Annotated in this window: 11 protein-coding genes; 8 read left to right on the top strand and 3 right to left on the bottom strand. The window is 39.1% G+C overall.

The features are described from left to right. The first annotated feature begins 49 nt into the window (after positions 1 to 49). Positions 50 to 1,975, top strand: coding sequence for a PTS mannitol transporter subunit IICBA (locus tag MF646_RS00635; protein WP_250094552.1), 1,926 nt, complete (start codon positions 50 to 52; stop codon positions 1,973 to 1,975). Positions 1,976 to 2,047: 72 nt separating this feature from the next. On the opposite strand, the gene MF646_RS00630 is transcribed toward MF646_RS00635, so the two are convergent. Continuing rightward, entirely contained in the window at positions 2,048 to 2,974 is a 927-nt protein-coding gene (locus MF646_RS00630) for an AEC family transporter (RefSeq protein WP_250094551.1), read from the bottom strand. Between the two features lie 216 nt (positions 2,975 to 3,190). Further along, entirely contained in the window at positions 3,191 to 4,051 is an 861-nt protein-coding gene (locus tag MF646_RS00625; RefSeq protein WP_250094550.1) for a LysR family transcriptional regulator, read from the bottom strand. A gap of 468 nt (positions 4,052 to 4,519) precedes the next feature. On the opposite strand from MF646_RS00625, the gene modA reads away from it, so the two are divergent. Beyond that, positions 4,520 to 5,269, top strand: a complete 750-nt coding sequence (gene modA / locus MF646_RS00620; RefSeq protein ID WP_250094718.1) for a molybdate ABC transporter substrate-binding protein — start codon at positions 4,520 to 4,522, stop codon at positions 5,267 to 5,269. 2 nt (positions 5,270 to 5,271) lie between these two features. Then, positions 5,272 to 5,934: a molybdate ABC transporter permease subunit gene (gene modB, locus MF646_RS00615; protein WP_250094549.1), complete on the top strand. Its 663-nt coding sequence runs from the start codon at positions 5,272 to 5,274 to the stop codon at positions 5,932 to 5,934. A 401-nt stretch (positions 5,935 to 6,335) separates the two neighbouring features. Here the strand turns inward: modB and MF646_RS00610 are convergent, their stop codons facing one another. Then, a complete protein-coding gene (locus MF646_RS00610) occupies positions 6,336 to 7,190 on the bottom strand; it encodes a nuclease-related domain-containing protein (protein WP_338035459.1) in 855 nt (284 codons plus the stop codon). A 631-nt stretch (positions 7,191 to 7,821) separates the two neighbouring features. Here MF646_RS00610 and MF646_RS00605 point away from each other — a divergent pair. From MF646_RS00605 to MF646_RS00585, 5 genes are all read left to right on the top strand, one after another. After that, positions 7,822 to 11,613 (top strand): DEAD/DEAH box helicase, encoded by a 3,792-nt coding sequence (locus tag MF646_RS00605; RefSeq protein ID WP_250094548.1) that lies wholly within the window; start codon positions 7,822 to 7,824, stop codon positions 11,611 to 11,613. Continuing rightward, positions 11,606 to 12,355, top strand: coding sequence for a hypothetical protein (locus tag MF646_RS00600; protein WP_250094547.1), 750 nt, complete (start codon positions 11,606 to 11,608; stop codon positions 12,353 to 12,355). The genes MF646_RS00605 and MF646_RS00600 overlap by 8 nt, the downstream gene beginning before the upstream one ends. A gap of 596 nt (positions 12,356 to 12,951) precedes the next feature. Beyond that, complete coding sequence (locus MF646_RS00595; protein ID WP_250094546.1) at positions 12,952 to 13,992, top strand: Gfo/Idh/MocA family oxidoreductase; 1,041 nt, start codon at positions 12,952 to 12,954, stop codon at positions 13,990 to 13,992. Between the two features lie 94 nt (positions 13,993 to 14,086). Continuing rightward, positions 14,087 to 15,082 (top strand): LacI family DNA-binding transcriptional regulator, encoded by a 996-nt coding sequence (locus MF646_RS00590; RefSeq protein ID WP_250094545.1) that lies wholly within the window; start codon positions 14,087 to 14,089, stop codon positions 15,080 to 15,082. 309 nt (positions 15,083 to 15,391) lie between these two features. Continuing rightward, the gene (locus tag MF646_RS00585; protein WP_250094544.1) at positions 15,392 to 16,030 is read left to right on the top strand and encodes an HAD-IA family hydrolase; all 639 of its coding nucleotides are present in this window, start codon (positions 15,392 to 15,394) and stop codon (positions 16,028 to 16,030) included. Positions 16,031 to 16,060 lie beyond the last annotated feature (30 nt).

Raw genomic sequence — 16,060 nt, 5'->3', positions numbered from 1 at the left:
ATAATCATTTGGTTAAAAATCTTATAAATTTACTGAAAGGAAGAAAAGAATGGCTCAATCAAATATTAAAGTTGCAGTTCAGAAATTCGGTAACTTCCTAAGTTCTATGGTATTGCCTAACATTGGTGCTTTTATAGCCTGGGGATTGATTACGGCATTATTCATTCCTACTGGTTTTTTTCCAAATGAAAACCTCGCCCAATTAGTTGGACCTATGGTTACTTATTTATTACCTCTATTAATTGGTTACACAGGAGGTAAATTGGTTCATGATCAGCGTGGTGGGGTTGTAGGTGCTATTGCTACGATAGGTGTGATCGTTGGTGCACCTGATACTCCAATGTTCTTAGGTGCCATGGTAATGGGACCTCTTGCGTCATACATTATTAAGAAGTTTGACCAAGCAATCGATGGGAAAATTAGATCTGGATTTGAGATGCTTGTTAACAATTTCTCTGCTGGTATTATTGGTGGAATGATTGCGATTCTTGCATTCTTAGGTATAGGTCCTTTAGTCCAATCATTTACACAAGTACTTGTCGCTGGTGTTGACTGGTTAGTGGTTGCGGGATTACTTCCTCTAACGAGTATTTTAATTGAACCTGCTAAAATTTTGTTTTTAAATAACGCGATAAACCATGGTGTTATGACACCAATCGGTTTAGAACAAGTTCAATATGCTGGACGTTCGATTCTCTTCCTGCTTGAAGCAAACCCAGGGCCGGGTCTTGGTGTGTTATTAGCATATTTATTGTTTGGAAGAGGAACGGCAAAACAATCCGCCCCGGGAGCAGCAATTATTCATTTCCTTGGTGGTATTCACGAGATTTACTTTCCGTATGTGTTGATGAAACCAATGCTAATTATTTCTGTTATCCTTGGTGGAATGAGTGGCGTATTTACTCTTGTACTTCTAGGCGGAGGTCTAGTTGCACCAGCATCTCCGGGTAGTATTATAGCGATAACTGCTGTTACTCCACCAGAGGGAATGGTGTATGTAGCCAACTTCGCAGCCGTGATCGCAGCGACAGTTGTTTCCTTCATTACTTCTGCTATCGTGCTTAGAACAGGCAAACAAACAGAAGAAGATATTAACGAAGCTACAAAGAAAATGGAGCAAATGAAAGGTAAGAAGAGTTCTGTTGCAGGGAATGTAACTGGAAAAGCTACAGGAAATAAAGGTGTTTTGCCTGAAGATGTTAACAAGATCGTTTTTGCTTGTGACGCAGGAATGGGATCAAGTGCGATGGGGGCTTCACTTCTGAAAAAGAAAGTGAAAGAAGCTGGCCTAGATGTATCAGTAACAAATACAGCGATAAGTAATATACCAGCTGATGCTCAAGTTGTTATTACGCAGGAAGAATTGACGCCTAGAGCACAGAACAAGCTGCCAAGTGCCTATCACATCTCAGTTGATAACTTTTTATCAAGTCCTGAATACGATAAGTTAATTGCAAGCTTGCAAAATGGAGTAACAGAAGAACAGGCAGAGCTTGTTGAAGAATTTGAGAAAGATGCTGTAGGCGTAGAGCCTAATATGGCTGAAGATGATGATTTGTTACTAGAAGAAAATATCTTTATCGGTAAAGAATTCAAAACAAAAGAAGAAGCAATCCGCTTTGCTGGAACAGCGTTAGTAAAAGCTGGTTATGTTGAGGAGAGCTATGTAGATGCAATGATTGAACGTGAAGAGATCACATCTACTTATATGGGTAATAATGTAGCTATTCCACATGGCACAGAAGAAGCTAAGAAAGCAGTCATCAAATCAGGTTTTACAGTTGTCCAGGTACCCAATGGGGTGGAGTTTAACGGAGAAACAACAAAATTAATCTTCGGAATTGCCGGAAAAGATAATACACACTTAGAGATCCTTTCAGGTATTGCTGTGATTTGTTCCGAACAAGCAAATGTTGATCAAATGGTACAAGCCAAAACTGCTGCAGAACTAAAGGATATCATTAATAGTAAATGATCTAAGGGAAAGGCGGGTTCTCCTGCCTTTCTATTCTGCTTTTGCTCTTGAAAGAATGTTACAGTAGAGCAATCATGGAAAAAAGATCTTCGCTAAATAAACGACACTTGTCACCGTGACCATACTAAACACAGTGGACACTAAAACGGTTTGTGCCGCGTACTCTGGGTGATTGCCGTACTCTAATGCAAAGATTGAGCTGTTTCTAGAAGTAGGAAAAGCACTTGCGATAAATAATGCTTGTGCTATCGTTCCTTCAAGATATAGCATGAGAATCACGATGAGCCCAATACAAGGCGATATGATAAGACGTCCTATTAAACTCAAAATCAAAGGCTTTGAAAAGCGATAAATTTTAATAAAGGCACTTTGCGCTCCAAGTGTAATAAGGGCGATAGCAAGAAACGCATTTGCAATGTTTTCAATCGGTGTCCACAAATAGTTTGGAATAGTAATCGCAAAGGCTTGCAGGATAACCGCTAGCAAAAAGGCATAAATAACAGGATTTTTTAAAAAGAGTCCAATCGCATGAAATCCTTTTTTCTCAGCAGACACAGCATTGAATAAACCATATGTGAAGGTAAGGAGATTTTGGAAAATCATGACTATGATTTGTACCGTTAATCCTAGTGGGTTATGCTGAAAAACAAGTTGGCTAATTGGAATTCCAAAATTGCCATTATTGCTTAATACAACACTGTTTTTAAAGGTAGAAGCTAAGCGATTCTCGAATCTCGCAGCTTTAGCCATTCCGGCACTTACGATCATCAGGCAAATATTTTGGATAACGAGAAAACTAAGAATGAGAAATAGAGTATCGCCCTTCATTTCACTTTGATACACATTCGCAAAGCACACCGCTGGTATGAGTAAGTACGTATTTAATTTTGATAATGTCTTCATATCAAACGCAAATTTACGGTGAAGAAATGCACCAACCGCTATAAGTGAGAAAATGGGCAACATCACATTAACAACAATCACTGCTAAAACGTCCATGAACGATCACTCCTCTATTTATAGCTTATAAATGAATGAGTCGTTCGTAAAATTCAATTTATCTATGAAGCGCTATGCAAAAAAGGAATGCTTCGGTTAAAACAAGGGACTGACTCACAAATGTGCGTGTCTTTAGAGGAGAGATCCAATCCTCTAAAGGGCATATAGCGAGCGTTCATTGCTTCGGTGTTTTCCAAAAAGATGTAGTCATTAGGGCTAAAAATTCAATCGTTCAACAAATAGGACAAATTCTTTCATTACCTTCATCTTTAAAGAGTCCTCGTGATAGAACATCCATGTTTTTCTAACTAATGGGTTGCTTTGTTCATCTGTTAGGTCAATTTTATAAAGGTCGGGATGATCATCGACGAGCGCACTAGGAAGAATCCCGTAGCCTAGCCCGTTCAGCACCATTTCTTTACAGGTAATCCCTTTATCGACCTCCATCCCAATGAATGGGGGCTGTGAAAAGGTTCGACTCCACCACTGATCTATGGTTTGCAAAAGCAGGGTGTCCGTTTTATAGTCGATCCTCGGTAGCGAGGGTAAATTGTGAAGCTCAATCTTGTTCTTTGAAGCGATACAAATGTTTTCTTCAAAAAGCAGGAGTTTTGGTCCGGGCCATTGATAGTCGCCACGTACAATGCCAATTTGCACATCGCGGTGATAGACTTGATGAAACACTTCTTGACTCCATCCTGTTGTCACCTTGTAACTCACGTTCGGGAATTGTTCTTGAAACTGGCCTAATAGGCGTGGGAGCTTGTGTGTCGCTATGTAATTTGAGACGCCTAAGCGCAAGGTGCCGCTAACCTCTTCCTCCATATTTAGGACCGTTTCTTTAATGCTTTGAAAACGCTCAAGCATCTCCTCTGCACATTTAGCCAAATACTCACCCTGAGGGGTAAAATGAACTCCTTTTGTACCGCGATTAATGATTGCAGTATTGTATCCTTTCTCGATTTGTTGAATTCGTTTCGTTAATGTCGGTTGTGAGATATATAGACTTTGAGCCGTTTTCGTGATGTTCTTCTTTTCATAAAGCTTCATTAAAATGAGCCAATCCCGTTCATCCATTTTTTTGTCCTCCGTCAATAGCTGTTCTCCGATTCTTTGTATTCTCTCTATCAAATTATAACGCCTTTTTACAAATAGTGTATATGTGAGGGTTGTAATGAGCGGATGAAGTCCTGAATGGAGGCGAATTTCAGCGGAAAAGTGCTTCATAGAGGGGGCAAGATCGAATTAAAAGCAACAAGATTTTGATAAATGCATCATAAGTGAAATGAAGGCCATTTTGAGGACGAAGCCAATCGGAAAAGTCTTTCATAAAGGTAACAATCCCAAATGGAGGGAATGACTATCATTTTAAGTTCGTAAGTTCTTTCAATTATTTTAAATGAACTATTAGAGAACATTACAGATAAAATCTATCCATTTAATATTATATTTAGTTATAATGAAATATATCTTTTGTGGTGGGCGGGGTTAAATTTGAAAAAATCATTTTTGATATTATCTTTATTTATACTTTTATTAAATGTTATGGGCTGTTCTTCTCAAGAAGAGGGCAGTAGTGAACGAGATGAGGCAGTAGGGGAAGATGTAGAAATCATCGTTTCAGCTGCTGCGAGCTTAACTGAAGTGTTAAATGATATCAAAGTTTCGTTTGAAGAAGAGTATCCAAACATTAACGTAACATTTAATTTTGGAAGTTCTGGTGCATTGCAACAGCAAATTATACAAGGTGCACCTGTAGACGTTTTTTTCTCAGCGGCTGAGGATAAATTCGAAGAACTGGTTGAACAAGGTTTTATAAACGAAGAAGACGGTGTCGATTTGGTCGGTAACCAAATCGTTTTAGTTACAATAATCGATAACGAGCAAATTCAATCGTTTGATGATTTGAAGCAAAATGCTCAAACGATTTCGATAGGCACTCCTGAGTCAGTCCCTGCTGGAAAATATGCGAAAGAAATGCTAGAGAATGTAGATTTGTGGAATGAGATTGAAAATAAGATTGTCTTTGCAAAAGATGTGAGGCAAGTGTTAACTTATGTTGAAACGGGGAATGTTGATGCAGGAATTGTCTATCATACTGATGCATTGATCTCTTCGAAGGTGAATATAGTCACAGAAGCCGAGGAAGGAACTCATGAGCCTATAATCTACCCACTAGGCGTCATAAATGAGAGTGAGAAGCGTAACGAGTCAATGATTTTTTATGAGTACCTACAATCTGAGAAGTCATTGCAAATCTTTGAGGAGTATGGATTCCTAAATTTACAAAAATGATGATGAATGATACGTTCTGGTCACCTGTCATCCTTTCAATTAAAGTTGCTTCTATCTCTCTCATAATCGTCTTTATTTTTGGTTTACTTATGGCAAAAGTCATGACAAATAGGACGTTCAAAGGAAAATCAATCGTGGAAACGATGCTGCTTTTACCTTTAGTTCTTCCACCGTCTGTTGTTGGATTTCTTTTAATTGTTATTTTTGGAAGACAGTCATTTATTGGTGACATGATCCAGTTTCTGTTTAATCAGTCAATTATCTTTACATGGTGGGCTGCGGTCATAGCAGCTACGGTCGTTGCCTTTCCACTTATGTATCAGTCAGCGAAAGCAGGATTTGAAACAATCGATAAAAATATTGAAGAGGCATCAAGGGTGGATGGCGCAAGTGAATTAAAGGTCTTCTTATTTGTAACGATGCCGCTAGCTTCAAGAGCAATAATGACTGGTACGATATTAAGCTTTGCACGAGCATTAGGAGAATTTGGTGCCACGTTAATGTTTGCAGGTAACATTCCTGGAAAAACACAAACGATTCCAACGGCTATTTACCTTGCCATGGAATCGGGGAATATGCAACTAGCATGGCTTTGGGTCCTATTGATCATGCTGATTTCATTCATAATGTTATTTTCCATTAATCTTATGAAACGAAGTTATTAGATGAGGCTATATTAGTTCAGTAAAGATCTGTGCGCATGGATTCGTGATGATATCCATGCGTTTTTCGTGGTTTTCATAGGGTGTTGATTGGTTTAAGAGAATAGGGATCGCCAGACACTGTTGAATTCGATTAGTGTCTGGCATTACCTAATTTTGCAAAAGAAAGTGGAAAGCTATGAAGATCCAATTGCAGGAAAAAGAAGGGTGAAAAGGACGTCATAGAGGTAATGAAAACATAAATGCTACAAAAGAAAGGGGAAAAGGTCATCAAAAAGACGATGAAGACCCAGATGCAGAAATAGAATCGAGAAAAGGTCATCATAGAGGTAATGAAGGCATAAAGACATCAAAAGAAAGAAGGAAAGGTTCGTCATAGAACTATGCTTCAAAAAAGATCACTATTAAGAGAGTTTCTTATTCATAATAAGTCCATTGCCGAACGCCAACTTTTTTAAATTTCTCTGTAGAACTTTACTAATTCTCCTTTTGGAGTCTATAGCTATACACCAATTATACATCTCGTTTGTTGTAATTCTTCGATAAGGGAATAGAAGTTTATACTCTCTTGCACTTCGCAGTACTGCGCCTGCAAATGCTTCTTCATGCCAACATTCTTTACAAACACATTTTCTTCCTTCGATCGCAATTGAGAACGAGGTGCACTTGGCACAAGTAATTCCTTTTTGAAGTAGGTCATAATCATAAGTTGGTAGCATCTTAAAGGGAGAGTCCGTAATATGCAGGGAAATTAATTTATCTGCTAGCAACTTGTGTTTGGGATTTAGCTTTGATGGTGTCGTATTTAGTTTACTTAAATATCTATTTATTTGGGTTGGAAAAACAAATGGGATGTTGAGAGGTGTTTGATATAATGTGAATTGGGGGTTGATGAAAACGACGGACGCATGGATAGGGAGGTTAAATCCAAGGTTTTGAAATAATCGCCGTAACAAAGATTCACTTCTAATCAGTTGGTTGAAGGGATTCGTTATTTCAGAATTGGGGATCTTGTAAAATCCTTCTGAATCGTAATAATAATCACCTTCATAATTTTTTACTTCAAATAAGTAAACAGATTCTTGAGTAATAATCAGTGAGTCAATTTGGAATAAAGTATTATTTTGCTTAAGTAGCAAATCATTTACTATAAGGCATTCACACTGAAGATTTTCCGTTAATAAATCAAATGCTTTTTCGCCATCAAAGCCCTTTTCAAGATAGAAGTAGTACTGCTTATCTTTGTCGGATAAATTCATCCTATTGTTTAAGGATCTAAGAATAAGTAATTCATTCGATTCAGTGCGAGATTTATAAGGGCATAATCGTCCACATCCTTTTATTTTTTAATACTAACAAGTCTATTATACATAATAGCTTGAATATTTTGGGTGTTTTTTTAATATAGAGGGGATGAAAGCTGTATTAGAGTAAAAGTAAAGAGGAAAAGTCATTCATAAAAGAAAATGAAGAAGCAAAGGGACCAAAAACAAAGAGGAAAAGTTCATCATAAGGAGGATGAAACCCAAGCCCATGCTCAAACAAAGAGAAAAAGTTCATCATAAGTAGGATGAAACCCAAGCCCATGCTCAACCAAAGAGAAAAAGTTCATCATAAGGAGGATGAAGCCCAAACCCATGCTCAATCAAACAGGAAAAGTCGTTCATAAGGCTGTAGGGACTCCTGAAAAAACTATTGGTAAACATAATTAAAGCCTACTCAATTGATAAAGCTCATTATTCATTCCAAACTTGCAAAAATTACATACATATAATTCTACTAAAAAACTCAATCTTAATGAGCAGCTGTCGTTCAATATGCTATAATTCAGTTTTGGACGAAAACCATTTAAACATTTTCGCGTGTTGAATATCGCAAGTAGGTGGACGCATGAATACACTTATAAAGACATATCGTTGTCCGATTACCATAACGAATAAAGCGAAGGATAAGATGCGAGTGCTCGGGATCGAGGAGCGTTCGTTTTTTTCGTTGGAGAAATCGTTTCGTATATATATAGAAAAATATCCGCAGACGGAGGATCGTCCTCTTTCAGTAGCTTTGTACGTAGATAATGAGGCAAATGTACGGATGGCCGATTTGTACGATGGGCTTGTGGTCATACTGCATTGTGTCGTTGAGAAGGACCGTTTTATTGTAACGAATGTAACGACGAAAACGGCTCGTGCCTCTGTGCAGACAAACTGGCGCCGGTCAGCCGACCTAACATTTGATTTGAATGTTCAGCGGGGGAGTACGATCTCGTTTGATTTGCTAAGCTTGATTCACGGAATGCCGGTTGCGCAGGAAAGTTCCACGTACGTGAAAAAACGTATTGCAAGTTGGGAAGGCTACCTGAAAATTCAGGAACGTTCGGCGGATATCCCAGATATGGATTGTAAGTATTCGGGTCTTACATTCAATGGTGATTTTACCCGGATGACCATTACTGGTTGTCAATTAGATGATAAGCAGTGGAAATCACTCAAAGATTTGAGCGTTAAATTAAAAGGACTGGACCAGGATGTTGGGAAAGTACTAAAAGCGAATCGTTCTGCTCGTAAGGTGGAAGTAGAACTGAACAAAAATATGGAAGAACGGGCTAGAAAGAATCAGATTGACCTCAAGCAAAAAGAAGTGGTTTTCAGTAATTTTGCAACGTTAAGTCAGGTGAAAAGACTCCGGCAAGGATTCAAGCACTTAGAAAATGGCTTAGCTGCTAACCGAGAGCTGGAGCAACTTTTATTTGAAAATAAGCCGCCGGTTCGGCAACCAAAAAAGCTACCACCACTTCAATTTCATAATCGATTAAACGAGTTTCAGCGGGAAGCCGTTACAGGCGCTATTTCTGCGGAAGACTTGTACGTCATTCAAGGGCCGCCTGGAACCGGGAAAACAACGGTTATATCTGAAATCTGCCTGCAAAATGCACGAGCAGGGCTACGCACACTAGTCGCGTCGCAGTCCAATTTGGCGGTTGACAATGCTCTTGGTCGACTGTTAGAAAATAAAGATATTCGCATTCTTCGAGTTGGACGCACGGAAAGCATTGAAGAAGAAGGTAAGAAGTTCATTGAAGAAAATGTAGGACAGTATTGGAAAGACCATACATTAAAAGAAGTTTCCACACAATTTGAAGCACGACAAAAACGTGAAACGGAAATTGAAGCAGAGTGGACGGAGAATGAACAGAAGCTAGAGGAGCTAGAGCCAGAACTCGCGCGTTTGGAAGCGGAGATTGAAGCAAAAAAGAGTGCGAAAGAACAAGTTAGTGAAATTGAGGCTAGTATCAAAGAGCATAGAAAGAACGTGCAAACGGCCGAGCGTGAGCAGCAATCAGCTCAGCAGCGCGTGCTGGAGATTGAGCATTCTCTCCGTTTGTTGGACGAAGAAATAAAAAAGGATGGCATTTTTCTACGTGACGAACCAAACAGTGATGCCATTCAAAAAGAGTACGATGCCATCCAAACAGAAATTCAACAACTACAGCACAGTATCGCCTGTCAGGAACTTGAAAATAAAGTAACTGAAAAAACGCAAACCGTCGAGCAAGCTAAAGCTGAATGCGAAACATGGGCGGGGGCAACGGCAACGATGGATGCGTTAATCACTAAAGTAACGGATGTCAAACAAGTTGACGGCTTAAAATGGATCTTACTTGAACAAAACCTGGAACGGCCGGAAAAAGTTCAGAAGCTTTTGGAAGAACTAAGAGAGATTCGGGTAGAAATCAAACAGCTCGAAAAATTAAAAGAATACAATGACAAACTAAATGGTGCGGTTTCCTATATAGAACGGCTATTAAAGGGGCAGCGAATTTCGTTTGATCAAATTCAGCAGCGTGCTCTAAATCGTTCTGCTGTATATACCGCGGTGGAAATTGATCATTTTTTAGACGAACTTAGAAGTAGGCTAAAAGGTAACGCAAACATCTATCCACAAATGCTTCTAGCAGCACTGGAAGGATTGTACAGCAGGAGACACTTTGTGCGGAAAAAGGCTGTACGGCTAAAGCCTTTTGATACGTATAAAAACATGGCGCAGGAAGCCTTTCGCCAGCTAAAGCAAGAAATGCTAATTCATCTTCAGAGTAAACAGGAAGAAAACAAAAGGTTCTATCAAAAGTGGCAGCAGAAGGTGGATGAGCAAAACGCAGAACTTCATCCGCTTCAAAATAGATTGAAAGAAATGATGGAGGCCGCAGAACCGATTCCGAATGCTCATGAACAGCTTCAACAAAAAGAAGCGAAGGCAGTAGAGCTTCAGAAAGAGAAAGAGCAGTATGAACAAGTAAAGGAACGGGTTAATACAAATCGTCAACAAAGTGAAGAAGAAACGTTGCAACTTCAAGAAGAGGAGCAGAACTTTGCGCAAATTGAAACTCGTTTAGAAGGGTTGTACGGCTTGATTGCAGAGAAGGAAGAAGAGCTAATTCCTTTTTATGAAATTCTTGAGAACGAACCGGAAAAAGAGCATGAAGAAGTCTTAAAGCAAGTGGCGAGCTTGACTTTTACACGGGAGTCACTAAAACAGGAAAAACAAAAGCTTCCTCTTTTTCAGTCCATTCAAGGACAATGGCTTTCCTTGCTTGAAGAAGCAAATGACCACGATCTAGATGAAATTCGTAAACTTTACGTCAAGCATGCTAACGTTATTGGAACAACTTGTGTGGCATCTGCACGGAAGGACTTTATAGATAGTTTCCCTGTCTTTGATGTCGTAATTATTGATGAAGTATCAAAAGCAACACCTCCAGAGCTTCTTTTGCCAATGCTAAAAGGGAAAAAAGTCATCTTAGTCGGGGACCATCATCAACTACCACCTCTTTTAGGAAACGATACGCTAGAAGAGACTTTGCAAGAAATGGCGGACGAAAGTGATGACTTTGAAGGGAAAGTGGAATTGAAAAATCTGTTAAAAGAATCGCTATTTGAGAGGTTGTTTAAAAACTTGCCGAAAAGCAATAAAACAATGCTTGCCATTCAGTATCGCATGCACGAAAATATCATGAAAACTATTTCTCCATTTTATGAGCAGGAAAACGAACGACTCCAATGCGGCTTGCCAGATTCCGATTCGCAGCGGGATCACTTGCTAGAATCGGCACTCATTCACCGAGACAATCATTTATTATGGCTCGATATCCCGAACGAGCCCGCCTTTTTCGAAGAAAGAATGAAAGGTGGAAAAAGCCTCTTTAACTCGGCTGAATTGAAAAGAATTGAGGAGTTGTTAAAGGAACTCGATCAAGCGACGGCAGAGGCGAAGCAAGCTGGAAGAATGAAGCCAGGTGAGAAAAAAAGCATTGGTGTCATTAGTTTCTACGGGGAACAAGTTAAACGGATTGACCGCCTAATTCATCAGGAGCTACACTTGGACCACTTGACGATTCGAACTGGGACCGTCGACCGTTTTCAAGGGATGGAAATGGACGTTATTTTGTTAAGCATGGTGCGTAATCACGATAACAAACAGGATGATATTGGTTTTGCCAAAGACTATCGCCGACTGAATGTCGCCCTATCTAGAGCAAGGGAGCTTCTCGTTTTAATTGGCAGTACGAAAATGTTTACCGAAAAAGCAAGACAAGCAGCAACAAGACAAATGTATAGTCACGTATTAAACGCGGTCAAACAACAAAATGGACTGAGAACGCTTGAAGAGGTGAGCCTGCATGGATAAGGTAATGAAACGTTTACAAGCTAGTTTGCTTGAAAACCCAGCTGTTCAAATCAAAGAGTCTGCTATGTGGTATGTGCCAGTTGAAACTGTTGATGTGACATTTAAACGGGTAAAACGTTCAAAAATGGATATTCTCATGAAGATGATTCTTCTTGCGGTAGAACAGACCGATATCCGGCGCGCTGCTAATTTGTCGGAAATGTTGTTAGTAGAGGAACTCTTTATTGCAGACCTGATGGAAAAAATGAAACGAACAGGTTTGATTCGCCTCGAAAGATCCATTTACAAGCTAACAACAAAAGGGCAAGAGCAACTGAAGACAGGCATCGTGGAAGAAGAATTGGAAGAAGAGGGGGCAGAGCTTTTTTACAGTTCGACTCATGATGAATTTTTTCCAGAGTCTAACTCCTCCTTACCCGAAGTAATTGAAGGTTGGAAGCTTTATCGTTATGCAGAGATCCAGGACATTAACGATAAAGATCGAATCTTTCATGTACTTTCCGAGCAGGAAAATGGGTTGGACGAAAACGGCTTCCAAGCAGTTGTAAGTGAATTAATAAGTTTTGGGCAACAGACAGTTAATCACGTTCCATGTTTGGAATTTCAACTATATAACAAAGAACAGGATATCTACTATGCACGCGTTTGGAACACATGGCTTGAACACTGGGATGATACGCTTGAGAAACAAATAGAAGAGCATGAGCGGATTGAATGGAGAAGAAAGTGGATAGAAGCTTAGGAAAGTTACGGACTGAATGTTTATATTGATTAGAAAAGTTATCAATATGGGAGTGATTCGGTATGGGGATAATCCATTCTTCAGAAAAGTTAGTGAGGTATATTTCAAACATGAATAGCGACAATTCTATGTTTTAATTTCCTATTCCAGGAAAAGGAAAATTCACTTTTGTTTTACAAGAACTAGTTAACTAGTCTATAAAAGATGAAGCGAAAGCTAATCCTGAACTAGAACATATAGTTAAAAAATATGACTTCGGTTTGATGCCGGAGTCTTTTTCTAATTCATTTAGCACTATTGTTTTTTGATGTAGCGCTTAATCGGCGTGACACTAACTACTATCATGTGTATTATGAATTTCTTCTTTTTATAAGAATTTCATATTTATAAAATCTAGAGATCGATTAAATTATTTAAATATTTTATTTTCAACAAAATAATTTCGTTGACTAGTAAAGCGTTATCATGATAAATTTTGATTAAGCGCTTCATCAAAAATAATTTTGTATTTGAACTTTATTAATGATGTGTTTGAAACTTAAGACGAAAGCTACTAACCATGCAAATAAAAAATAAGAAACAAGGAGACGATTAAAATGAAACAGGTAAAAGTAGGGATTGTAGGATTAGGAAGATTAGGTAGACAACATGCAGAAAACTTAGCTTTTCGTATTCCAGGTTGTGAATTGGCTGCGGTGTGCAGCGTGATTGAATCAGAGGTTGAGGAAGTCCAACAACAATGGAATATTCCATATGGCTACACAAGTTATGAAGAAATGCTTGAAAATAAAGAACTTGACGCCATTTTTATTGCTTCTCCATCAGGGTTTCATTGCGATCAAATCAAAAAAGCACTTGCTGCTGGGTTTCATGTATTTAGTGAAAAGCCACTTGGTCTGTATTTGGAAGAGGCTCTTGAAGTACAAGAAGCTGTGAACAATCACCCTGACCAAGTGTTCATGCTAGGGTTCATGCGTCGTTATGACCGCTCGTATATGGCGGCAAAGGAAGCGATTGATAGAGGAGAAATTGGTGAGCCGTTCATGATTCGTTGCTATGGTCTAGATCCAGCTTCAAAAATGGATGGGTTCTTACAGTTTGCTCGTGCGAATTATAGTGGAGGATTGTTCTTGGATATGTCGATCCATGACTTTGACTTAGCGCGCTGGTATTTAGGTGCAGAAGCAAAAGAGACTTGGGCAATTGGTGGCGCTTATGCACGCCCTGAGTTTGACGAAATCAATGATGCGGAAACGGGAGCAGCGATGGTTCGCTTTGAGAATAATGCGATGGGCATCTTTGTAGCTGGAAGGAATTGCGCACATGGATATCATATCGAAACAGAAATTATCGGAACAAAAGGTTCTCTTCGAATTGGAACGGTACCTGAGAAAAATCAAGTGGTGATCATGAAAGAAGTAGGGGTTATCCAAGAGTGTTTCGACGGATTTTTAGAGCGCTTTGAGCAAGCGTACCAAAAAGAAGCGGAAGAATTCATCAATTGCATTCTAGAACAAAGAAAACCGGAAGTAACGGTTGAGGATGGAGTCAAATCAACAGAGCTTGGGTATGCGTGCAAACAATCGTATGAAAGCAAAGAGTTAGTAAAGTTAAATGAGTTCATAGCAGTAGACTAAGGAACTAAAATGAGAGACCGATTATTCCTCGAATGGTACCTATTAAGTCAAGGTAAATGGTATAATTAGAATCAAAAATAAAGAGGGATATGAGATGAAAACTACTATATATGATGTTGCAAAGGAAGCAGGCGTCTCTATTGCTACTGTTTCCAATGTCATCAATAACAACGGCCGTGTAGGGGAGAAAACGAGGCAAAAAGTATTAAAAACAATGGCACAACTAGAGTATTCCCCAAGTGTTGTAGCTTCTGCATTAACAGGGAAGAAAACAAATACAGTCGGGCTTTTGATTCCTGATATCTCTAACCCTTTTTTTGCTGATATTGCAAGGAGCATTGAAGATAGAGGAAATGAACTTGGGATTAGTGTGATTATTTGTAGTACGGATAATCTTGAAGAAAAGGAAAAGAAATATATTTCTCTTCTGATTCGTAAGAGCGTGGATGGATTTATTCTAGCTTCAGGGGTAAAAAGCTTAGATCTATTGGAAGAGGTCATGGAAAAGAAAATTCCTGTCGCCCTGATCGCAAACGACATCCCATCATTGCCAATTACGACTGTAACTATTGATGATTTTAAAGGCGGGTATATTGGGACCAAACACTTACTCTCCTTAAATCATACGAAAATTGCCATGATTGCCGAACATGCCTGGAGCAATATTCAACGAATTAATGGATACAAACAGGCGCTGTTGGAACAAAATGTAGAGCCAAGGGAAGAATACTTCATCAAGACAGAAGCAACGATTGAAAGAGGCAAAGAGGCTGGATTGCAATTGCTCAATTTAGAGGAGCCACCATCAGCGATCTTTGCTTGCAACGATTTATTAGCCATTGGCGCGATCGAGGCAGCTAGAGAACTTGGATTTGATCTTCCGAACGATTTATCTGTCATTGGGTTTGATAATACTGTTCTTTGTAGGCTAACGGTTCCAAAGCTAACCTCTGTATCCCAACCCATTCATGACATGGGGAAGAAAGTGTTTGACATGCTTTTAGATAGCGATTTTACTAATCAAAAGACACTTTTCATGCCGGAGTTGGTTGTAAGAGAGTCTAGTGGAAAATATAAGGATACAGTTTAGTTTTTAGCCTGTTACTTTTGAAGACAAGTGACGGGCATTTTTTTGTTTCGGTTTTACACTGTTTGAAACCACCCTGTGCATTCGCTTATTTGCAGCTTAATTACGTACGTTTTGGAAAGGGCATTAATAACATACATATAGCTAGCGAATAACCAGCTTTGTAATAAAATAATTAAAGATGGGACAAAGGGAATAAAATGGTAATATGAATGTAGTTCACGAGTAGTTTCAGATTCATTGGAGAACGATGATCAATTGTTTGTATGACTCTATCATATTCATTTACCGAGGAGAGACAGGAGACAACAAATGCCTAAATACGTTCTATTCGATTTTGATGGAACCTTGGCCGACTCTAGGAATGTTTTCATTTCTGGATGGAACGCCTTTGCGGAAAAGTATCAATATCGAAAAATTAAATTTGAGGAATTATCCTCACTGAGAAAGTTATCAATCCTTGAAAGGGCCAAGCGTTTGAACTTTCCAATCTTGAAAACGCCACTCATTATTCCAGACTTCTACCGTTTCTACCTGAAAAATGCAAAGGAGATCAAATTGTATCCTAGAATGAAAGAAGTACTCGATACGTTAGAGCGGCAGGGGCATAGCACCGCGATTATTTCCTCTAATTCAGAGGATGTGATCAAAGAGGTATTACTGCGTAATCAAGTATTTAATATATCAAGGGTGTTGAGTTCGAATGTCATTTTTGGCAAGGATCAATTAATTCAAAAATTTCTTAAGGAACATCAATTAAAGAAATCTGATGTTATTTATGTCGGAGATGAGCAACGGGACATAATAGCCTGCAAGTCAGCTGGAATCAAGGTCATATGGGTGAGCTGGGGTTATGACGCGAAAGAGCTTGTGCAGGAACAAAACCCAGATTACCTGGTGTATTCACCGGAGGAGCTGCTGGAGGTTGTTTTGGAAGAACTCGGCAGATAGAACGATTAGATTCCTAGTCACATACAGAGT

Source organism: Halalkalibacter alkaliphilus (genome assembly GCF_023555415.1).
In the GTDB taxonomy this organism is placed as follows: domain Bacteria; phylum Bacillota; class Bacilli; order Bacillales; family Bacillaceae_D; genus Halalkalibacter; species Halalkalibacter alkaliphilus.
Note: the sequence above shows the minus strand (reverse complement) of the source record. Positions and strands in the feature narration are given on the sequence as shown.